Raw genomic sequence first — 20,681 nt, 5'->3', positions numbered from 1 at the left:
TTTCGCGGCGGTAGCGCTGCCATGACACAGCATCGACACGCCCCCGCCATAATTTATTCACAGGCATGAAGCGGGTTTTTGCCGAAGAGTTTCAACGGCTAACGGCAAAACCAGAGTCGCAAATTTCACAATCACGTCGCAATGCAGCACATTTTCCGCTTGCCTGTGGCACAAATGGACCTAGACTCTCAGGCATAGCTCTTTAAGAGGAGGCTATGTCATGGGACTTACGAGGCCAATCAACGCATTGATGATTTGTGCTGCGTTTGCTTTCATCGGCGCCCTCATTATGGGCGTCCTTCCCTGAACCCGCCAAGACGGGGAAGACCAGCACCAGATAGTCTAAACAATTCGAAAGGCCGGGTTTTTACCCGGCCTTTTGCTGTTTAGGCTGAAGCGCGTCACGTCTGAACGGATTCATGCGACGCACTTTAAGTCTTTGTTTTTATGCATGTCGTTCTCCCAAAGCCGGGGCCACTTTTGGGCGACATGCATTAAACCTCACGCAGCAGCCGAGCCCGCCACCTCCGCCTCGTGCGAGCGGATGCCGATCATGTGGCAGATGGCGAAGACGAGGTCGGCGCGGTTCATCGTGTAGAAGTGGAAGTCGCCCACGCCGCGCTCGACCAGGTCGAGAACCTGTTCGGCGGCGACGGCCGATGCCACCAGCGCATGCGTCTGCGGATCGTTCTGCAGGCCGTCGAAACGCTCGGCCAGCCATGCCGGCACCAGCGCGCCGCAGCGCGCCGAGAAATTGGCGACCTGGGTGAAATTATGCACCGGCAAAATGCCCGGAACGATCGGGATGTAGATGCCGGCGCGACGCGCGCGCTCGACATAGCGCTCGTAGAGATCATTGTCGAAGAAGAACTGGGTGATCGCCCGCGTCGCGCCATTGTCGACCTTGCGCTTCAGCATGTCGATATCGGTGGCGAAGTCCGGGCTTTCCGGATGCTTTTCCGGATATGCCGAAACCGAGATGTCGAAATCGCCCGCTTCCTTCAGCGCGCCCACCAGTTCGGCGCCGTTGGCGTAGCCGTCCGGATGCGGGCGGTAGGCGGTGCCCACGCCCGCGGCCGGATCGCCGCGCAGGGCGACGAAGCGCTTGACGCCCATATCGGCGAATTCCTGGATCACCGCGTCGACCTGATGACGGGCGGCATCGACGCAGGTCATGTGCGCGGCCGGCGTCAGGCTGGTCTCGTTCAGGATGCGGCCGACGGTGCGCGCCGTGCGCTCACGCGTCGAGCCGCCGGCGCCATAGGTCACCGAGACGAATTTCGGCTTCAGCGGTTCCAGCCTTGTGACCGTGTCCCACAGCCGCGCCTCCATCTCGTCATTCTTGGGCGGGAAGAACTCGAAGGAAACCTTGACCTTGTCGCCAATGTCGGGGCGGCGGGAAAAGCGGAACTGGTTCATCAGGCGATTTCCCCTATCGAATTCACTTTGGTCTGCTGGCTGTCATTGGCAGGGTCGGCGATCAGCAGGCGCCGGTCGCGGCCAAGCCAGAGCTTGACGGTGAGCCTGGGCTCGCTGCCGCCGCGCGGCTCGAATTCCTGGGCATCCTCGAGATCGAGGCCGGCCTCTGCAAACCACTCGCTGATCTGCCGGTCGGAAAAGCCGAGCCGCATATGCGCGTGCTCTTCGCGCAGGAATTCCAGCGTGTGTGGCGCGAAGTCGACGATGACCAGCCGGCCCGACGGCCGCAAAAGCCGTGCCGCCTCGTGGATGGCGCGGGCGGGATCGTCGAGATAATGCAGCACCTGGTGGATGGTGACGAGATCGAAAGCGTCGCGCTCGACCGGCGGCGAGAAGATGTCGCCCTGCCGCACCTGCGCGTTCGAAACGCCGGCCTTGTCGAGATTGGCACGCGCCACGGTCAGCATCTCGCGCGACATGTCGATGCCGACACCGCGCCGGTAGAGCGGCGAGAAGATTTCAAGGAGCCGCCCGGTACCGGTGCCGAGATCCAGCATCGACTGGAACGGCCGCTTGCCGACCAGCTTCAGCATCGCCGCCTCGACCGCACGGTCCGGCACATGCAGCGAGCGGATATGGTCCCAGCTTGCGGCGTTCACCGAGAAATACTCGGCCGCCCGGTCCTGCCGCTTGCGCTTGACCGAGGCCAGGCGTTCGAGATCGCGCTCGACCTGCGGATCGGCGCCGCGAATGCTGGAAACCAGCCCCATGACGAAGTCGCGCGCGGAATCGGCATCCGACAGGCGGAAGAAGGCCCATGATCCTTCCTGGTAGCGGTCGATCAGCCCGGCCTCGAGCAGCAGCTTCAAATGCCGCGAAACGCGCGGCTGCGACTGGCCGAGAATTTCGGTAAGATCGGAAACGGTGAGGTCTCCACGCGACAACAGTGCCAATATGCGCAGGCGGCTGGATTCGGCCGCCGCCTTCAGCGTATCCACCATGGTGTCGAGCGAAACATGCATCAGCGTATTCTCTTTTCAGCGCATTCACTTTGAAAAAGATATAAACATATGTTTATGTCGGTTTTCAAAACCTTGCAAGCGCTATGTCGCTTCCGGACAAGAAAATGCCGCATGCGTGATTTTCCGGTGCGCGCCGCCCAAAAATGTGTAGCGGTCCTGGGACAATGACAGCAGCAGCACGGAGATGGGCAGAATGACGGGGCCGCGCGAAATGTTCGAGGCACGCGAAGGCGAGCAGAGGCTGGGCTTAGATCCGGCAACGATGCCGGCGGATGGCCGCGTCGTCTTCATCGGCCGCATCGCCTCGCCCTGGACGACAAGGGAGAGCTGCCCGAAAAACATGCGCACGGCGCGCGAGACCGGACAGCCGGCGGTGCTGACCATCGACGCGCCCTATCGCCCTGGCTTGCAGGGCCTGGAGCGCGCCAGCCATGTCATCATCCTGTCCTGGCTGCATCACGCGCCGCGGAATCTGATTGTGCAAAAACCCCGCCATGCGACTGAAGCAAAAGGCGTATTCGGCCTGCGTTCCCCAGCCCGGCCGAACCCAGTCGGCCTGCATGTGGTAAGGCTCGTCGGATTGGACATCGCCACCGGGCGCATCGATCTCGACGCCATCGACGTGCTCGACGGCACGCCGGTCATCGACATCAAACCTTACTTCGCCTCGACCGACGCCATACCGGAAGCGATCATCGAGGGACGCGGGGAGCGATGACTGCACCGACCGGCCGCCGCCGCGCCATCGCCAAGGCGCTGACCGCACTTCTGCCGCTGGCGCCCTATGCCGACATGGAGAAGATCCGTGCGGATGCCGGCGCAGTGCATATGAAGACCTTGCCGCCAGGCATTGCCGTGTGGCTGGCAACCATTGCCCACATCCGCCACATGCACACCGACTATGAAAAGCTGCTGGCCGAGGGTTATGACCGCGACTCCGCCCGCTTCTTCGTCATCGAGAAGACCAACATCGTGCTCACCCGCTGGCGCGCGACACGCCTGCTCGACGCCGACGACGAGGAGGAATGAAGCGGCTATTGTCGCGTCAGCACGGCGATCGCATTGTAAGGCTGGCCATCGGCCTGGCCGACCCAGGTCCAGGACAGGTTTCCCTTGAAGAAGCGGACGGTGATGTCGCCACCGTCGATGCACGTGTCCTGGCCATAGGTGATGCTTTCATGGAATTCCGCCGACGTCTCGTCCCTCGACGTCTGCGACAGCGATCCGCCGCAGCCAAGTGACGGATAATCGATCGACGCGCCGTCATTCCTGATCGTCATGGCGATCGACCAGTCGGCGCCGGCATCACCCGCCGGGCTCTGGTGGCCGCTGCCGATCCAGGTGCCGGTCAGTGTCTGCGCCGGCGCATTCGCCGTGCAAGGCAGGTTCTGGAAGATCGGCGTCAACTCGCTGCCGGTCTTCTCGCAGCGATAGGTCTGGCCGTTTTGGCAGAGTTCGTCGCCTTGTTTCACGCACTGCGCGCTGGCCTCGCCCGTGGCGGCGAAAATCATCATGGCTGCGATGATGGTCCCAAGCCTGCCCATATCCCCTCCCATTCCAAGCCATCCGATCATAAGGCAATTCCAATCCGGTGTATCGACCCGATCGTGGAGGACGAACGGTGCCGGGCGGTTGGCTCTATGCCGCCTGTCCCGGGCCGGTAGGCTGATGACCCGCCCTGCCGCGAGGAGGCCCCGATGGACCAGACGACGGCCACACAGGCTACAAAACCACTGCCCACGGTCGGCAACCGCCATGTTGACCCGCACACCTATCCCGACGGCATCGCCTTCCTCGACGGCCAGTATCTGCCGATATCGCAGGCCAAGCTGTCGGTGCTGGATTGGGGGTTCCTGCATTCCGACGCCACCTATGACACGGTGCATGTCTGGAACGGCCGCTTCTTCCGCCTCGATCTGCATCTCGACCGCTTTTTCGGCGGGCTCGACAAGCTGCGCATGACCATCCCCTTCGACAGGGATGGCGTGGCCGAAATCCTGCACAATTGCGTCGCCCTTTCAGGTCATCGCGCCGCCTATGTCGAAATGCTGTGCACGCGCGGCGCATCGCCAACCTTCAGCCGCGATCCGCGCCAGGCGATCAACCGCTTCATGGCCTTCGCCGTGCCGTTCGGTTCGGTCGCCAATGCCGAACAGCTGCAGCGCGGCCTGCGCGTCGCCATCAGCGACAAGGTGCGCATCCCGCCGGCATCGGTCGATCCGTCGATCAAGAACTACCATTGGCTCGATCTGGTGCGCGGCCTCTACGACGCCTATGACCGCGGTGCCGAGACCGCACTCCTTCTCGACTTCAACGGCAATGTCGCCGAGGGTCCGGGCTTCAACGTCTTCTGCGTCAAGGATGGCAAGCTGTCGACGCCGGCCATCGGCGTGCTGCCTGGCATCACCCGCCGCACCGTCTTCGATCTCTGCGCCGAAGAAGGTCTTGTCGCCGCCGCCGCCGATGTCAGCGTTGCAGCACTCACGGCGGCCGACGAGGTCTTCATCACCTCGACCGCGGGCGGCATCATGCCGGTGACTGAGATCGATGGCGCGGCGATCGCCGACGGCAAGGCCGGGCCTGTTACCGGCCGGCTGATGGCGCTCTACTGGCAAAAGCACGACGATCCGGCCTGGTCGTCTCAGGTGAGTTATCGCTGATCAAGGGACGTCTTGTTCAAAAAGATTTCCCCTCGCCCCTGGAAAATCACGCGATAGACCGTATATGGCCGAAAGCGGAGAAGCCTCCGCTTTCATCCAAAAATTGCGCCCGCAGGGGCAAGGATTCCACATCATGACAAACAAGGTTTGGTTCATCACCGGATCGTCGAAGGGTTTTGGCCGCGTCTGGACCGAGGCCGCATTGGCGCGTGGCGACCGTGTCGCCGCGACCGCCCGTGACGCCGGCACGCTCGCCGATCTGGTCGAAAAATATGGCGACAACATCGCCGCGATCAAGCTCGACGTCACCGACAAGAAAGCCGTCGATGCCGCTGTCGCCGAGGCGCACAAGCGCTTTGGCCGGCTCGACGTCGTCATCAACAATGCCGGCTACGGCCATTTCGGCGCCATCGAGGAAGTCAGTGAGCAGGAAGCCCGCGACCAGATCGAAACCAATGTGTTCGGTGCCCTCTGGGTCACGCAGGCCGTGCTGCCGATCATGCGCGCCCAGCGCTCCGGCCACATCATCCAGATTTCGTCGATCGGCGGCGTCAACGCCTTTGCCTCGCTCGGCCTCTACCATGCCTCGAAATGGGCGCTGGAAGCCTTCAGCCAGTCGCTCAGCATCGAGGTGGCGGAATTCGGCATCCATGTCACGCTGGTCGAGCCGGGCGGCTTCTCCACCGACTGGTCCGGCGCCTCAGCCAAGGTCTCCAAGCCGATGGAGGCCTATGCGCCCGCCCGCGCCAGGATGGCCGAGCGCCGCGCCAACTCGGTCGCCGGCGATCCCGAGGCGACCGGTCCGGCAATGCTGGCCATCGTCGACGCCGCCGAGCCGCCGCTGCGGGTGTTCTTCGGTGACGGCGGCCTGCCGATGATCCGTCAGGAATACGCCAACCGCCTCGCCACCTGGGACAAGTGGGACCACGTGTCCGTCATGGCGCAAGGCGCCAACAAGAACCGCAAGGGCTGAGACCTTCCGCTACGCCGCTCGGGGGCGGCGTAGCCCTTAGGCCACGATGCAACGCGCGGCTATGCCTGATAAATCCACTGCTCCGGCACCCGCGCCGAAATCTCTTCGCCGGCCCTGATCGTTCCGGGCTTCTCGACCCAGGCGACCACGCCACGCAGCCGTTTGGCCATTTTGGGAAACGCCAGCGCGCCGGCTTCGATGTCGGCCATTCCCGCATTTTCGGCGATCGATCGCCCGGCAATGCGGCACGGTCCGTTCTGGGCGTCGACCTTGAGGGTGACGCCATCCTTGAAGAACAGCAGCGTGCCGGCCGGCAGCATCGACAGATGCGGCACGCCTTCGATCACCAGATTGGCGCCGATCCATTCCGGCTTGATCTCCAGAAGGCCCATCCGCCCGGCGACGATGGCCAGTTCGTCCGCCGCCACGATCGACAGCTGCCGCTCGTTGCGCATTTCGGTGCCGCGCGGATACCAGGGTTCGCGCCCGCCCGAGCGCCGCGTTGCGCCCGCGTGGAAATCGCCCAAAATGCCGTCGAAGCCAAGGCGCAATTCCTCCACCGGCCGCGTCTGGAAATGACCCGCCGGCGCGACATAGAGCGCTGCAGCGCGGGCGGAAAGCTTCTTTGCCGGGACGATTTCGACCGGCTTCTCGGCCTCGGGGAAGAGATCCAGCATGGCGTTCCGTCCTTGAATCATGCCCCCCGTTTTTGCTCTTCGGGCGGCAAGGCCGCAAGAGCGGTTTGGGCCAGAATGCGCAACTCTTCGGCCGATGCGCCGTCCCGCGCCTGGATCGACATGCCGTTCATGACGCCGGCGATATATTTGGCGAAGCTCTCGACGGAGAAGCCTTCCGGCAGGTCGCCCACCGCCTGGCCTTTGGCCAGACGCTGCGCGATCGCCGCCTCGCTCGCCTTGCGATAGGACTTGAGTTCATCCGCGATGGCTTGCGCCTGCGGCGAGGCTGCCAGGGCACCGCTGACGAAAAGGCATCCGCCCGGCTTGCCGGGCCTGGAATAGGCCTCCGCCGCGCCCAGCAGCAGCCGTCGGATCGCCTCGCGCGTCGGCACCGGCGCGCTCATTGCGTCCAGCGCAAAGCCGATCTCCGTCTCGTGATAGCGCGTCAGCGCCTTGCGGAACAAGGTCTCCTTGTCGGTGAAGGCGTTGTAGATCTGCGGCGGCGTCAGCTCCATCGCCTCGCGCAGCATGGCCAGCGACGTCGCCTCATAGCCATGCTCCCAGAACAGATGCATCGCCGCATCCAGCGCCCGGTCGGGATCGAACGTGCGGGGACGACCACCCCTGGCCTTTTCCAAATTATCCATAGTGATCGATACGAAACCTGTTGACTTGCTCGCTGCACATAACGTAACAATTGATACGAAACATGGCAAGCCGGAAGACGATCTTCCGGCAAGGCCGTGCAGCCCGAGCAAGGAGAGACCAAATGCCCATCACCGTGACCGCGCCGGAAGGAGTACTGACAGAGGCCGGAGAGCGCGAGATCCTGCCGCGCCTCAGCGCCGCCCTCATCGAAGCTTCCGGCGCCACCGGCAATGCGTTCTTCACGGCCATCGTCGGCGGCACGGTCCACATCCTGCGGTCGCGCCACATCTATGCCGGCGGCGCCAACAGGCCTGTCGTGATGGTGGAGTTGAAATTGCCCAATATCGCCCTTGGCTCGATCGAGGCCCGCAACGCCTTCATCACCACGGCCGCCGGCATCGTCGCCGAACTTTGCGTGGCCGGACACAAGCCCGAAAACACCTGGATAAACATCGTCAACGCGCCCGACGGCGGCTGGGGCATCGGCGACAGGCAATATACCGGCGACGCACTCATTGCCGCCGCCACCGCCGCCGCGCACTGATTTCATAGGAAAGATGTGATGCGGCTCTCCCCTTCGCTGTTCTTCACCACCAATTGCGAGCCGGCACTGGCTTTCTACGAACAATGCGGCCTTGGCAGGGGAACCATCCTGCTGCGCTGGGGCGATAACGGCATGCCGGTGCGAACCGAAACCATGCGCGGAAAAATCCTGCATGCGCGCTTCGAAGGTCCAGGCGTGCTGTTCCATGCCTCCGACAATGATGATGCCGAGCCGATGAAAGGCTCTGCGATGATGCTGGAATTCGACGACCTGGCAGCCATGCGGGAGCTTTTCTCCCGCATGGCTGCCGGCGGCAGCATCACCGTGCCCCTGGCGCGGCAATATTGGGGAACCAGCTTCGGCATGCTGGTCGACGCCTATGGCGTGCAGTGGATGTTCAGTTGCTCGGGTCAATAGAGGCGAAGGATCACGATCTTCTTACCGGAAATGGAATTGGTGCCGTATTGCCGCCGCGTCGGATCGCTTTCATGTTGGCGAGACACTGCGGAGGTTCTTATGCGACCCGCGACGGCAATCGCGCTGCTCTGGCTGATCTGGGTGGTCACCTGGATTGCCGCGGCCGTGTGGGCTGATCCGGCTCAAAAACGCGCCACCATCGGCGCAGAGGTCCGCTATCGCATCTTCTGGCTTGCAGGCACCGTCCTGCTGTTCGTCCCGGCGCACGGCTATGAAGGCAGGTTGAGATTGTGGACTCCGACCCTGCCCGAGACCTGGGCCTGCATTGCCCTGATCGCCATAGGTCTCATCTTCTCGTGGTGGGCGCGTATTCATTTGGGCAGGCTGTGGTCGGCCTCGGTCACCGCCAAGGCAGACCACCGCGTCGTCGATACCGGCCCCTACGGCCTCGTTCGCCACCCGATCTACACAGGATTGCTGCTGGCGCTCCTCGCCACCATGGTGGCGAAAGGCACTGTCTGGGGCATTGCCGGTGTCGCACTGCTCACCATCGGCATCGTCATGAAGGCAAGACTCGAGGAGCGCTTCTTGCGCGGCGAACTTGGCCCCGCCTATGACGACTACGCGCGGCGGGTGCCAATGCTGGTTCCCTTTACGCCGGCCTGACACGCCAAGGTGCGTTGGAACGACAGCTCAGCCCGATTTTTTCGCCCCGCTGCCTTGCCGGAAATGCTCGACGGCACCGTCGATTTGAACCCAATCCTGTTTCGACTGTTCGAAGATCGACCGGACAGGCGGTGGACAGTTCGGGTCGGTCAGCGCGCCGACGGCGACGCCGATCATCATTGGCAGCCTGTCGGCTTTCCAATAGACCGTTGAGCCGCAGTTGGGACAGAAGCAGTTGTGCACCTTCCCGCCGCTGGCCGCATCGCGGGTGAATTCCTTCGGGGTTCCAGAGATGGCAACAGCCTCGGCCGGATAAAAGGCGCCGACGCCGAAGGGGGCCCCGGTTCGGCGCTGGCAATCGAGACAGTGGCAGGCGACAACCATCTTTGATGGTCCTGTCAGCGTCAGCATGAGGGCACCGCAGCTGCATCGGGCATCGACCATTGGAACTCTCCTTTTCTGAAACGGGATCGCGTTGATCCAAGCTCGGATGACACAGGCTGTGCGAGGGTCAGGTCAGGTTGAACGGGAGTGGAAAACGGCGCGAAGCGGCCCGGCTGGGGCGAAATTCCGGATGGCCCTTTCAGGCCACAGTTCGAAACGCCCTAACGTATGTTGAGATTCCAGTCAGGCCGAGCCGCGAAGCGACCAAACCAGATGGTTTTCGAGAACCGGAGCGTAGCGTACTTAAGTACGTGAGCATCGGCCTACGCCGGCCGCAGCCTTAACTGCACGACCACTCATGACTGCTTCGGCTGGCGAAAGTCGGAAGCGCAGAAAGCCTTCGTTTGCGGGCCGGCATCACCTGACTATCGGCGCACTTTAAAGCATCCGGATGAGCGCGCCGCCTATCGAATACCCCGCGCCAAAGGCGCAGATCAAGCCGAAATCGCCGGGTTTCATGTCGGCATGGTTCTCCGACAGCGCGACGATGGCGCCGGCGCCCGCCGTGTTGCCCAGCCGCTCCAGCACCATCGGCGCGCGATCGTTATCGACATCGTGGCCGAACGACAGTTTCAGGATCATCGCATTCATGCGCGCATTGGCCTGGTGCAGCCAGAAGCGCCTGATCGCCTGCGGCGTCAGTCCGTGCTCGGCCAGGAATTCGACGATGAATTTCTGGCCGGCGACGGTGACTTCCTTGAACACCTTGTTGCCAACCTGTTTGATCAGATTGCCGTCCAGATTGATCATGTAGGGATCATCCTGGGCGGTGCGGGTGTGGTAGCCGAGATTCGTACGGATGTTGTTCGACATCTGCGTCCACAGCCGCGTGTCCAGCACCTCGAAGCGCCCCGGCCGTTTGTCGCCCTGGGCAAGACCCTCCACAACCATCGACACCGAGGCGTCGCCGAAGATGAAATGCGTCTGCCGGTCGCGGAAATTGAGATGTCCGGTGATGATTTCCGGCGTGGTCACCAGGATGCGCTTGTGTGCGCCCGAGCGCACCAGATTGACCGCCATGTGAAGCGCGGCCGCCGCTGACGAACAGCCAAGTCCCATGTCGAAGCCGGCGCCGGTGGTGCCCAGCGCTTCCTGCATTTCGATGGCGATCGCCGGATAGGGCCGCTGGTGGTGAGAGGCCGAGCAGATGATAAGGTCGATCTGGGACGGTTCAAGTCCGGCATGGTCGAGCGCCTTCCTGGCCGAGGCGATGCCGAACTCGGCCTCCAGCGACAGCGCATCGTCGGGTCGCGCGGGAATGCGCGGCGTCATGCGGGTCGGGTCGAGAATGCCTTCGCGCTCGATGACATGACGGGATTTCACGCCCGAGGCGTGGACGATGAAGTCGCTGTCGGATTTCTGCAGCAGCGCCTCTCCGGTGCCCTGACGGCGCGCATTCTCCGTGTCGACCCAGCTGTTGAAGCTCTCGACCAGTTCTTCATTCGTGATGACAGCTTCAGGAATTTCAGCGCCGATGCCGCTGATGATGACGCGATGCATGTTTCAGTCCGTCCCATCCGCAGGCGTTGCGGCTTCATGTGGGCGCCGAAACGCTTCGGCGCAACACTTTTCTCATCCGGCCGGTTTACGCCGGCTTAAACCAGCTGTTGAGGCGGACTTGAACCAGGATTTCACCAGGCGCACAGCTTGGTGTTGGTCTGCGGGTTGTTCCAGCAGGCACCGTCGTCACGGCTGCGCACGAACTGCCCCGGCAGCGGCACGTTGCGGCGACCGAGATTGACATAGCCATAGGCAAAGCCCGGCCCGTCGATCTCCAGCACATAGGTCGGGTAACCCGGCGCCGATATCCGGAAACTGCCGGCATCATCGATCGCGCGGTAGCTGCACGGGAAATACCCGTCATCCGACGTGAAGCAGCGCGCACGCTTGGCTTGCGCCGAAACCGAGAACGCCAGAAGGGCCGCCGCGCACACGCCGCCGCCATAAAGCAATCTTTTCAAACCCATCATTTCCCCCCTGCCACGCGGCCATCATGGCCCCCACGCGATGAATTGGGCATGACGGCGAAACCGGGTCAAGCCACGGCAATCGACCGCAGGCGAAGCGGATAATCTAGCCGGCCCGCTTGGCGACAATGAAGATACGCGGGAAGCGCAGCAGCACCTTGTCGTTCGCCATTCTGGGATAGGCCTGTTTGACCTTGGCGGTGTAATTATCCAGGAACATCTTGCGCTCGTCGGCGTACAGCGGATCGAGGAACGGCTTCAGCCCGGTCGATCTCACCCATTCGACGATCGCCTCGGCGTCGGCCAGGGGATGGTTGTAGGCCGTATGCCAGATATCCAGCCGGCCGGAGAGCGGCGACAGCAGGTCGTAATAGAACGACACCGGCGGCAACGGTCCGCGCGCCGCACTCTTGAGCTTGTCGGCGAACGGCATTTCGACGGCGGTTTCCCGCATCGCTTGATGCGACGGCTCAAGCAGGTTGTCCGGCATCTGGACGGCCAGCGCGCCACCCGGCGCCAGAAAGCCCATCAGCCGCAGGAACACCGCCGGATGCGTGGGCAGCCACTGGAACACCGCGTTGGCGAAGATCACATTGACCGGTTCGGCCGGCTGCCATGTCGCCGCGTCCGCCAGGTCGAAACTGACATTGGGCAGGCGTGCCCTCGCCTTCTCGATCATGTCGAGAGAGGTGTCGAAGCCACTCACCTGCGCATCCGGCCAGCGCTCGACCAGAAGCTCGGTCGAATTGCCAGGCCCGCAGCCGATGTCGACGACCCGGCGCGGGAAATCGACCGGCACTTGCGCGGCCAGATCGCGCGCCGGCCGCGTGCGCTCATCCTCGAACTTCAGATATTGGGCGGCGGACCAGTCAGCCATTTGAGCTCCTCATGTGGCTTTGAGAATTCACCGCCCTAGTGATTCCCTACCGCGTCAGCCGCTTGTGCGTCATGCGGTGCGGCGCTGCCGCTTCCGCACCGAGGCGGCGCAGCTTGTCCTTCTCATATTCCTCGAAATTGCCTTCGAACCATTCGACATGCGCGTCGCCTTCGAAGGCGAGCATGTGCGTCGCCATGCGGTCGAGGAACATGCGATCGTGGCTGATGATGACGGCGCAGCCGGCATAGGCTTCGAGCGCGTCTTCGAGCGCTCCCAGCGTTTCGGTGTCGAGGTCGTTGGTCGGTTCATCGAGCAGCAGGACATTGCCGCCGCCCTTCAGCATCTTGGCCAGATGCACGCGGTTGCGCTGGCCGCCCGAAAGGTTGCCGACTTTCTGCTGCTGGTCGCCGCCGCGGAAGTTGAAGGAGGAGCAATAGGCGCGGCTGTTGATCTCGTGCTTGCCGAGCTTGATGATTTCGGCGCCGCCAGAGATTTCTTCCCATACGGTCTTGTCGCCATCGAGCGCGTCGCGGCTCTGGTCGACATAACCGAGCTTGACCGTCTCGCCGATGCGCACGGTGCCCGCATCCGGCTTTTCCTGGCCGGTGAAGGTCTTGAACAGCGTCGTCTTGCCGGCGCCGTTCGGGCCGATGACGCCGACGATGCCGCCCGGCGGCAGCCGGAACGACAGGTTCTCGATCAGAAGCTCGTCGCCAAAACCCTTGTTGAGACCTTCGACCTCGATGACGACGTTACCGAGGCGCTCGCTCGACGGAATAACGATCTGCGTGTCGGTCGGCTTGCGGTTCTGCGACTGCTCGACCAGTTCCTCGTAGGCCTTGATACGCGCCTTCGACTTGGTCTGGCGCGCCTTCGGCGAGGACTGGATCCATTCGCGCTCGCGCCAGATCGACTTCTGACGGGCGTCGTCCTCGCGGCCTTCCTGGATCAGGCGCTTGGCCTTGGCGTCGAGATATTTGGTGTAATTGCCCTCATAGGGGATGCCGCGGCCACGATCGAGCTCGAGGATCCAGCCGGTGACATTGTCGAGGAAGTAGCGGTCGTGGGTGATGATCAGCACCGAGCCAGGATAGTCGCGCAGGTGCTTTTCCAGCCATGCCGTGGTCTCGGCATCGAGATGGTTGGTCGGTTCGTCGAGCAGCAACAGGTCGGGCTGTTCCAGAAGCAGCCGGCAGAGCGCCACGCGGCGACGCTCGCCGCCCGACAGGTTGGTCACTTCGGAATCGCCCGCCGGACACTGCAGCGCGTCCATCGCCATCTCGACCTGCTGCTCGAGATCCCACAGGTTGAGCCGGTCCATCTCGTCCTGCAGCTTGGCCGACTCGTCGGCCGTCTCGTCGGAATAGTTCATCATCAGCTCGTTATAGCGCTCGATGATGGCGGTCTTCCTGCCGACGCCGTCCATGACGTTTTCAAGCACGGTCTTTGAGTTGTCGAGCTGCGGCTCCTGCGCGAGGTAGCCGACGGTGGCGCCCTCGGCCAGCCACGCCTCGCCCTGAAACTCCTTGTCGAGCCCGGCCATGATGCGCAGGATGGTCGACTTACCCGAACCGTTGGGTCCGAGAATGCCGATCTTGGCGTCCGGATAGAAGGACAGATGAACATTATCGAGCACCTTCTTGGTGCCATAGGCCTTCGACAGGCCGGACATGTGATAGATGAACTGGCGTGCCACGCGCGCTTTCCCTGAAAAACTGACTGAATTGTCGAATTGAATGGAGGTTGGCCGCTATGTAGGCGATGCGGCGGCGAACGGCAATCGCTTTTGCCGGATCAGGCCGAACACACGGGCAAGTGTGCGCTGACTACCGAAGTTTTTCGCGCTCACGAAGCGCGTTGAAATCACCGGTTAACCCTTCCGCGTCAAAACAGGATCGGGGTGGAATCGCCGGCTGGCCGCGATTCCGGTACAGAAAGCGGATCAACGGCAGTGCTGAACAGTTTCCTGCTCCTCGCCGAAGCGATCGTCTACTTCAGCGTCATGGTGACGCTGTTCCGCTTCCGCAAGCGCATTGGCCTCGGCGTCTTCGTCTGTGCGCTCGGCGTCATGCATTTCCTGGAAACCTATCTCGCCAGCGTCTTTTATGTCGCGCTGCCGTTCGGCCTGGTCTCGCCGGGCTCGGCGGTGCTGTTTTCGGGCAAGCTGGTGATGCTGCTCCTGCTCTACATCAAGGAGGACGCCGCCACCGTGCGCCAGCCCATCTATGGCCTGCTGCTCGGCAATGCGGTGATGATCGGGCTGGTGTTGCTCTTGCGCCTGCACGCCATAGCGCCGCTCCCCGACGGCAAGCTGCCCGACATCGGCTTCATCGACGAGATGGGCTGGCTGATGGTATGGGGCACGACGCTCCTGTTCATCGACGCCATCCTGATCATCCTGCTCTATGAAAGACTTGGGCGCACCCTGCGCAAGGCGCAGTTCGCGCGCATCCTGATCTGCGTCGCCTGCGTGCTGACCTTCGACCAAGCAGGCTTCTTCACCGCGCTGCATTTCGTCGCCGGCGCGCCGATCGCTGTCTTCTTCGGCGGCTGGTTCGCCAAGATGGCGGCGGCGCTGGCCTTCAGCGGCATGCTCGTGGCCTACCTCAGATGGTTCGAGGCCCGCGACATTGCGCTGCCGCGCGGGCTGACCGACATTTTCGAAACGCTGACCTATCGCGAGCGCTATGAAGCGCTGGTCGAGCATGTCGGCCGCGACGGCCTGACCGGCCTGCTGCATCGCGGCCGCTTCGACGCCGACGGTGAAGCCGCCGTCGAGATCAGCACGCGCACGGCGAGGCCCCTCAGCCTGCTGATCATCGATGTCGACCATTTCAAGTCGATCAACGACCGTTTTGGCCATGCCGAAGGCGACAAGGTGCTGAAAGCGATCGCGGCCCTGCTCCGCGAAGTGGCGAGCGCCGAAGACCAGGTGTTCCGCATCGGCGGCGAGGAGTTCGCCATCCTCAGTTCGCGCCCGCATCCGGTCGCCAGGCTGTTTGGCGAAAGCATCCGTTACGCCGTCAAGGCATCGCCTGTGGCCAGCCGCTTCGAGCTGACCGTCAGCGCCGGCGTTTCAACCGTCAGCGAAACGACGCGCTGTCTTGCCGATCTGTTCGCCCTCGCAGACCAGCGCCTCTACAAGGCGAAGTCGACCGGACGCGACCGCGTCGTCGGCGAGCCGGGTGGCCATGAGCTGGACGCCGCCATCGCCTGGACCAAGTCGGCGCAGTTCTGATCTAGGATTTCTCTGTCGCGCAATGCCCGTCAGCGGCGTGGGCTTACTGGAACCCGATCGCGTCGACGGTGCCTGTCGGGCAACCGGCCTTGTTGGTCGGTACGGAAGCCAGCAACAGGTCCTTGAGCGAACTGTTCGGGCTGATCGGGCCGGCAAGGCCGAGCGTCAGTTCGCCGATCAGCCGCCGGCCGTTCGACGGATCGATGACGCAGGACACCCGCACGCGATCCCCTGCCCCGGCACCGAAGGCCCGGTCGAAGGCGCCACGGATCTGGTCCGCCGTCAGCTTGCCGCCTATGGTCTTGGCGAAGAGTTCGCGCACCGGCGAGGCATTCACCTGTCGCATCAGGCCGAGCGCGTCGGAGAAGTAGTCCTGCTGGTTCTTGCCGTAGCAGGTGCCGTGCTTGATCCATTCATGCCGTTCCAGCTGGGAGGCCGTGCCCGGCATCACCTGGTCAAGCTCCTTGCGGGTGCCGGCGTCCAGATTGACCGGCGGCAGATCCTTCCAGTGAGCAGGATTGTCGTTGGCCTTGTCGCTGGCCGCCACCTGGCAATAGAAATTGCCGTTCGGCTGCGGCCACAGCCCATGCAAGGTGAAGTTGGTGGCGTCGAACTCGTTCGGGTTCTGCGCCCTGCATTCGGTCTTGCTCGATTTGGTCTCGCAAAAAGCCGGCTGCCAGCTCAGCGCGAAGACATATTCGGGTTTCCCCGAGGCGGCGGGCTTGCCTTGTCCGCCAGGTGCCGCCGGCACCGCCGCGGCATTGCTGCCCGCCAGATGGCCGCAAGTGACCTTCACCCAGCGGCGCTCCGGATCGGCGCCCGGCACCAGGATCAGATAATGCGTCGGCGCGTCCTTGTTGCCGGCAAGCAGCTGGTAGCTCTGTCCGGCATCGGTCGAGACGTTGCCGGGGTTCTTGCCGTTCTTGATGGCTTGCGTCGCCGGACAGGCCGCATCGGCAACGAAGGTGCCGCTCATCTTGACTTCGGCATGCGCAGCATTGGCCAGCGATACCGCCAGCATGGCCAATCCAAAAACGACACCAATGCGCATGAGAAATCCCCGGCTGAGAAGTGGGCGACAGACTGAAGCTGTCACCGTGTCAGAATTGCGATATTTTGCCGGTCGAACGCAAGAAACATCGTCGCGCAAAAGCATTTGCTGTGGATTGACGCGTAACCGGCGGCGGCGCAAACAAAGCCAACAACGACAAAACGAGGGGGAGACCGGGCGGGCCATGCCTTTCAATCAGCAACGCATGGTCCGCTCACCGACCGGCGCCGATCTCAATCTCCTCGTTAGCCGCGCAGAAGGCAAGCCGCGCGCGGCTGTCCAGATCAACCACGGCCTGGCCGAGCACGCCGCGCGCTATGCCCGCTTTGCCGATTTTCTCTCCGCGCGCGGCTTCCACGTCTATGTCCATGACCATCGCGGCCATGGCGCGACCAAGGCCTCCGATGCGCCGCTCGGCCAATTCGCCGACGAGGATGGCCCGGCCAAGGTGATCGCCGATGTCGATGCTATCCACGATCTCATCGCCGGCGAGTGCCCGAACCTGCCGGTCATCCTTTTCGGTCATTCGATGGGCGCGTCGGTGGCGCTGAACTACCTTTTGGAACACTCGCCGCGCCTCCATGCCGCCGCGATCTGGAACGGCAATTTCTCACAAGGGCGGCTTGGGCAGGTAGCACTCGGCATCCTCGCCTGGGAGCGGATGCGGCTGGGCTCCGATGTCCCGTCCCGCCTGCTGCCGAAACTCACCTTTCAGGCCTGGGGCAAGGCGGTGCCCGATCACCGCACGCCGTTCGACTGGCTGTCGCGCGACGAGGCCGAGGTGGCGAAATACATCGCCGATCCGCTGTGTGGCTGGGATGCCTCTGTGTCGATGTGGCGCGACGTGGTCTCGATGGCGCTCAACGGCGGCAAGGATGCCGGCTTTGCCGGCGTCCGGCGCGACCTTCCCGTCGCCATCATCGGCGGCGAGAAAGACCCCGCCTCGGACTATGGCAAGGGCATCACCCACCTTGCCGATCGCATGCGCGGGATGGGCTTTTCGAATCTCGTTTCAAAGGTTTACGACGACACCCGCCACGAAAGCCTGAACGAGGTGAACCGCGATATCATCATGAACGATTTCGCCACCTGGGCCGACAGCGTGCTGAAATAGCGACCTGCATCCTTTCCGAACCGGCCCGTTGGCCTATTGCAAGGGCCGTGACAGCCGATGCCGGGCTTGATAGAGGCTCTGCTTTCGCGGCAATCATGGTGATTGCGGCAATGACGGTGATTTATGGCCGAACCACCCCTGAAAGGCGTCCGCGTCGTCGAACTCGCCCGCATCCTCGCCGGGCCATGGGCCGGGCAATTGCTTGCCGATCTCGGCGCCGATGTCATCAAGGTCGAAAGTCCCGATGGTGGCGACGACACCCGCAAATGGGGCCCGCCCTTCGTCATGAGCCATGACGGCGAGAACCTGTCGGCCGCCTATTACCATTCCTGCAACCGCGGCAAGCGCTCCATCGCTATCGACTTCTCGACGCCGGAGGGCGCCGAGACCGTGCGCCGGCTGGTCGCGACCTCGGATGTGCTGATCGAGAATTTCAAGCTTGGCGGCCTGAAGAAATACGGGCTCGACCATGACAGCCTGCGCAAGATCAACCCGCGCCTCGTCTATTGCTCGATCACCGGCTTCGGACAGGACGGGCCCTATGCGCCGCGCGCCGGCTACGACTTCATCATCCAGGCCATGGCCGGCATGATGTCGATCACCGGCGAGGTCGGCCGCGAGCCGCAAAAGGCCGGTGTCGCCATCTCGGACATCTTCACCGGACTCTATTCCGTCATCGCCATCCAGGCCGCGTTGCGGCATGCCGACCGGACCGGCGAAGGCCAGCATATCGACATGGCGCTGTTCGACACGCAGATCTCGGCGCTCGGCAACCAGAACCTCAACTATCTCGTCTCCGGCAAGTCGCCGGTGCAGATGGGCAATGCCCATATGAACATCGCGCCTTACGAGGTGGTGCCGGTCCGGGACGGCCACATCATCCTGGCGGTCGGCAATGACGGCCAGTTCGCAAAATTCTGTGCCGCCGTCGGGCTGGATGAATTGTCGACGAATCCCGACTTCGCCACCAATCCGGCCCGGGTCGCCAACCGGGTGAAGCTGCGCGAACGCATCGTCGAGGCGCTGTGCACGCTCGATCGCGCCCCGCTGCTGGCAAAGCTGGAAGCGGCAAGCGTGCCGGCGAGCCCGATCAACACGATCGGCCAGATGTTCGCCGACCCGCAGACGATCGCGCGCGGCATGCGGCTCGACCTCGACGACGGCCATGGCAATCTTCTGCCCTCGGTGCGCGCGCCGATGGTGATGTCGGGCACGCCGCTGGTCTATGAGCGCCCTTCGCCGCGCCTGGGCGAACACACCGACGAAATCCTTGCCGAACTGGAGAGATCAGCAAAATGAAGACCGGTGGACAACTGATCGTCGAGGCGCTGGAAGCGAACGGCACCGACCGCATCTTCTGCGTGCCCGGCGAATCCTATCTGGCGGTGCTCGACGCGCTGCACGATTCATCGATCCGCACCATCGTCTGCCGCCAGGAAGGGGGTGCCGCGATGATGGCCGACTGCCAGGGCCGGCTGACCGGCAAGCCCGGCATCTGCTTCGTCACCCGCGGCCCCGGCGCCACCAACGCGTCCGCCGGCATCCACATCGCCATGCAGGATTCGGTGCCGCTCATCCTGTTCATCGGCCAGGTTGCCAGCCATGCCAAGGAACGCGAGGCGTTCCAGGAGGTGGACTACAAGAAGTTCTTCGGCGACATCGCCAAATGGGTGGTCGAGATCGATGACGCCTCGCGCATCCCCGAATTCGTCACCCGCGCCTTCGCGGTCGCGACGTCGGGCCGACCAGGCCCGGTCGTCATCTCGCTGCCCGAAGACATGCTGACCAGCGCGGTCCAGGCTCCGGAAGCGCTTCCCCACACGCCTGTCGAGACCTATCCCGGCGGGGCCGAACTCGACGCGCTGGAAATGCTGCTCAACGGCGCCAAGCGACCATTCGTCATCCTCGGCGGCACACGCTGGAATGAGGAAGCGGTTGCGCGCATGCGCACCATAGCGGAGACATGGTCGCTTCCCGTCGGCTGCTCTTTCCGCCGCCAGATGCTGTTCGACCATCTTCACGCGAACTACGCCGGCGACGTCGGCATCGGCATCAACCCCAAGCTGGCGGCGCAGGTCAAGGCGGCCGACGTCGTGCTGTTGATCGGCGGACGCATGGGCGAGATGCCCTCCTCCGACTATACGCTGCTGAAAAGCCCCTATCCCGACCAGGCGCTGGTGCACGTCCACGCCGACGCCGGCGAGCTCGGCCGCGTCTACCGGCCGACGCTGGCGATCAACGCCTCGCCCGCCGCCTTCGTCGAGGCCTTTGCCAAGCGCAAGCCCGCCGGCACGCCATCCTGGTCAGCCGAGACAGCCAAGGCACATGCCGCCTATCTCGAATGGTCGACGCCGCCGCAGACGGGTCCAGGCGACGTGCAGATGGGCCCGATCATGACCTATCTGGAACAGGAGTTGCCGCACGACGCCATATTCGCCAACGGCGCCGGCAACTACGCCACCTGGGTGCATCGTTTCCACCGCTTTCGCCGTTTCGGCACGCAGGCGGCGCCGACCTCCGGCTCGATGGGCTACGGCACCCCAGCCGCGGTCGCCGCCAAGGCGCTTTATCCGGATCGCACCGTTATCGCCTTTGCCGGCGACGGCTGCTTCCTGATGAACGGCCAGGAATTCGCCACCGCCGTGCAATATGACCTGCCGATTATCGTGATCGTCGTCAACAACGGCATTTACGGCACCATCCGCATGCATCAGGAACGCGAATATCCCGGCCGCGTCGTCGCCACCGATCTCAGGAATCCCGACTTCGCGTCGCTGGCACGCGCCTATGGCGGCCATGGCGAGACGGTCGAGAAGACGGCGGATTTCGCGCGGGCCTTCGAGCGAGCCCGCGCCAGCGGCAAGCCAGCCATCGTCGAAATCAGGCTCGACCCCGAAGCGATCACGCCAACCCGCACGATGACGCAGATACGCGACAAGGCGTGATCCAGACAAAAAAGGGGCG

Annotated in this window: 22 protein-coding genes; 11 read left to right on the top strand and 11 right to left on the bottom strand. The window is 63.3% G+C overall.

What is annotated here, in order from left to right:
* Window positions 1–501: 501 nt before the first annotated feature.
* Window positions 502–1,419, bottom strand: coding sequence for a methylenetetrahydrofolate reductase [NAD(P)H] (metF, locus tag CK228_RS09995; RefSeq protein WP_095773923.1), 918 nt, complete (start codon window positions 1,417–1,419; stop codon window positions 502–504).
* Window positions 1,419–2,441, bottom strand: a complete 1,023-nt coding sequence (locus CK228_RS09990; RefSeq protein ID WP_095773922.1) for a metalloregulator ArsR/SmtB family transcription factor — start codon at window positions 2,439–2,441, stop codon at window positions 1,419–1,421. The genes metF and CK228_RS09990 overlap by 1 nt, the downstream gene beginning before the upstream one ends.
* A 193-nt stretch (window positions 2,442–2,634) precedes the next feature.
* Between CK228_RS09990 and tsaA the strand changes: the two genes are divergently transcribed.
* Together tsaA and CK228_RS09980 are read left to right on the top strand one after the other, a co-directional pair.
* The gene (gene tsaA / locus CK228_RS09985) at window positions 2,635–3,159 is read left to right on the top strand and encodes a tRNA (N6-threonylcarbamoyladenosine(37)-N6)-methyltransferase TrmO (RefSeq protein WP_095787727.1); all 525 of its coding nucleotides are present in this window, start codon (window positions 2,635–2,637) and stop codon (window positions 3,157–3,159) included.
* Window positions 3,156–3,470 (top strand): DUF2293 domain-containing protein, encoded by a 315-nt coding sequence (locus tag CK228_RS09980; protein ID WP_095773920.1) that lies wholly within the window; start codon window positions 3,156–3,158, stop codon window positions 3,468–3,470. Before tsaA ends, CK228_RS09980 begins: the two co-directional genes overlap by 4 nt.
* Before the next feature lie 5 nt (window positions 3,471–3,475).
* On the opposite strand, the gene CK228_RS09975 is transcribed toward CK228_RS09980, so the two are convergent.
* Entirely contained in the window at window positions 3,476–3,985 is a 510-nt protein-coding gene (locus CK228_RS09975; RefSeq protein WP_095787726.1) for a hypothetical protein, read from the bottom strand.
* Window positions 3,986–4,138: 153 nt separating this feature from the next.
* Here CK228_RS09975 and CK228_RS09970 point away from each other — a divergent pair, with 153 nt between their 5' ends.
* Together CK228_RS09970 and CK228_RS09965 are read left to right on the top strand one after the other, a co-directional pair.
* Complete coding sequence (locus tag CK228_RS09970; RefSeq protein ID WP_095787725.1) at window positions 4,139–5,101, top strand: D-amino acid aminotransferase; 963 nt, start codon at window positions 4,139–4,141, stop codon at window positions 5,099–5,101.
* 133 nt (window positions 5,102–5,234) lie between these two features.
* Window positions 5,235–6,074 carry an SDR family oxidoreductase gene (locus tag CK228_RS09965; protein WP_095787833.1) on the top strand — a complete coding sequence of 280 codons (840 nt, stop codon included), beginning with the start codon at window positions 5,235–5,237 and terminating at the stop codon, window positions 6,072–6,074.
* A gap of 59 nt (window positions 6,075–6,133) precedes the next feature.
* On the opposite strand, the gene CK228_RS09960 is transcribed toward CK228_RS09965, so the two are convergent.
* Together CK228_RS09960 and CK228_RS09955 are read right to left on the bottom strand one after the other, a co-directional pair.
* Window positions 6,134–6,751 carry an MOSC domain-containing protein gene (locus tag CK228_RS09960; RefSeq protein ID WP_095787724.1) on the bottom strand — a complete coding sequence of 206 codons (618 nt, stop codon included), beginning with the start codon at window positions 6,749–6,751 and terminating at the stop codon, window positions 6,134–6,136.
* A 17-nt stretch (window positions 6,752–6,768) separates the two neighbouring features.
* On the bottom strand, window positions 6,769–7,398 hold the full coding sequence (locus CK228_RS09955) for a TetR/AcrR family transcriptional regulator (RefSeq protein ID WP_095787723.1): 630 nt from the start codon (window positions 7,396–7,398) through the stop codon (window positions 6,769–6,771).
* 122 nt (window positions 7,399–7,520) lie between these two features.
* On the opposite strand from CK228_RS09955, the gene CK228_RS09950 reads away from it, so the two are divergent.
* From CK228_RS09950 to CK228_RS09940, 3 genes are all read left to right on the top strand, one after another.
* Complete coding sequence (locus CK228_RS09950) at window positions 7,521–7,943, top strand: hypothetical protein (RefSeq protein WP_095787722.1); 423 nt, start codon at window positions 7,521–7,523, stop codon at window positions 7,941–7,943.
* 18 nt (window positions 7,944–7,961) lie between these two features.
* Window positions 7,962–8,360 (top strand): glyoxalase/bleomycin resistance/extradiol dioxygenase family protein, encoded by a 399-nt coding sequence (locus CK228_RS09945; protein ID WP_095787721.1) that lies wholly within the window; start codon window positions 7,962–7,964, stop codon window positions 8,358–8,360.
* A gap of 99 nt (window positions 8,361–8,459) precedes the next feature.
* On the top strand, window positions 8,460–9,026 hold the full coding sequence (locus tag CK228_RS09940) for an isoprenylcysteine carboxylmethyltransferase family protein (RefSeq protein WP_095787720.1): 567 nt from the start codon (window positions 8,460–8,462) through the stop codon (window positions 9,024–9,026).
* 27 nt (window positions 9,027–9,053) lie between these two features.
* On the opposite strand, the gene CK228_RS09935 is transcribed toward CK228_RS09940, so the two are convergent.
* The 5 genes from CK228_RS09935 to ettA form a co-directional block, all read right to left on the bottom strand.
* Window positions 9,054–9,470: a GFA family protein gene (locus CK228_RS09935; RefSeq protein WP_095787719.1), complete on the bottom strand. Its 417-nt coding sequence runs from the start codon at window positions 9,468–9,470 to the stop codon at window positions 9,054–9,056.
* A gap of 378 nt (window positions 9,471–9,848) precedes the next feature.
* Window positions 9,849–10,970, bottom strand: coding sequence for a beta-ketoacyl-ACP synthase III (locus tag CK228_RS09930; protein ID WP_095787718.1), 1,122 nt, complete (start codon window positions 10,968–10,970; stop codon window positions 9,849–9,851).
* Between the two features lie 131 nt (window positions 10,971–11,101).
* A complete protein-coding gene (locus CK228_RS09925) occupies window positions 11,102–11,437 on the bottom strand; it encodes a hypothetical protein (RefSeq protein ID WP_095787832.1) in 336 nt (111 codons plus the stop codon).
* Between the two features lie 106 nt (window positions 11,438–11,543).
* Window positions 11,544–12,314 carry a trans-aconitate 2-methyltransferase gene (tam, locus tag CK228_RS09920; RefSeq protein WP_095787717.1) on the bottom strand — a complete coding sequence of 257 codons (771 nt, stop codon included), beginning with the start codon at window positions 12,312–12,314 and terminating at the stop codon, window positions 11,544–11,546.
* Between the two features lie 46 nt (window positions 12,315–12,360).
* The gene (gene ettA / locus CK228_RS09915; RefSeq protein WP_095787716.1) at window positions 12,361–14,010 is read right to left on the bottom strand and encodes an energy-dependent translational throttle protein EttA; all 1,650 of its coding nucleotides are present in this window, start codon (window positions 14,008–14,010) and stop codon (window positions 12,361–12,363) included.
* 255 nt (window positions 14,011–14,265) lie between these two features.
* On the opposite strand from ettA, the gene CK228_RS09910 reads away from it, so the two are divergent.
* Window positions 14,266–15,552, top strand: coding sequence for a GGDEF domain-containing protein (locus CK228_RS09910; protein WP_095787715.1), 1,287 nt, complete (start codon window positions 14,266–14,268; stop codon window positions 15,550–15,552).
* 43 nt (window positions 15,553–15,595) lie between these two features.
* On the opposite strand, the gene CK228_RS09905 is transcribed toward CK228_RS09910, so the two are convergent.
* Window positions 15,596–16,603, bottom strand: a complete 1,008-nt coding sequence (locus CK228_RS09905; RefSeq protein WP_095787714.1) for a ribonuclease — start codon at window positions 16,601–16,603, stop codon at window positions 15,596–15,598.
* A gap of 184 nt (window positions 16,604–16,787) precedes the next feature.
* Between CK228_RS09905 and CK228_RS09900 the strand changes: the two genes are divergently transcribed.
* The 3 genes from CK228_RS09900 to CK228_RS09890 all read left to right on the top strand — a co-directional run bounded on the left by CK228_RS09900 (window position 16,788) and on the right by CK228_RS09890 (window position 20,662).
* Window positions 16,788–17,717 carry an alpha/beta hydrolase gene (locus tag CK228_RS09900; protein ID WP_095787713.1) on the top strand — a complete coding sequence of 310 codons (930 nt, stop codon included), beginning with the start codon at window positions 16,788–16,790 and terminating at the stop codon, window positions 17,715–17,717.
* A 123-nt stretch (window positions 17,718–17,840) separates the two neighbouring features.
* A complete protein-coding gene (locus tag CK228_RS09895; RefSeq protein ID WP_095787712.1) occupies window positions 17,841–19,016 on the top strand; it encodes a CaiB/BaiF CoA-transferase family protein in 1,176 nt (391 codons plus the stop codon).
* Entirely contained in the window at window positions 19,013–20,662 is a 1,650-nt protein-coding gene (locus CK228_RS09890; RefSeq protein ID WP_095787711.1) for a thiamine pyrophosphate-binding protein, read from the top strand. Before CK228_RS09895 ends, CK228_RS09890 begins: the two co-directional genes overlap by 4 nt.
* Window positions 20,663–20,681 lie beyond the last annotated feature (19 nt).

Origin of the sequence: Mesorhizobium sp. WSM4312 (assembly GCF_002294875.1) — a bacterium.
In the GTDB taxonomy this organism is placed as follows: domain Bacteria; phylum Pseudomonadota; class Alphaproteobacteria; order Rhizobiales; family Rhizobiaceae; genus Mesorhizobium.
The sequence above is the reverse complement of the archived record's forward strand: the minus strand, read 5'-3'. Positions and strand labels throughout refer to the sequence as shown.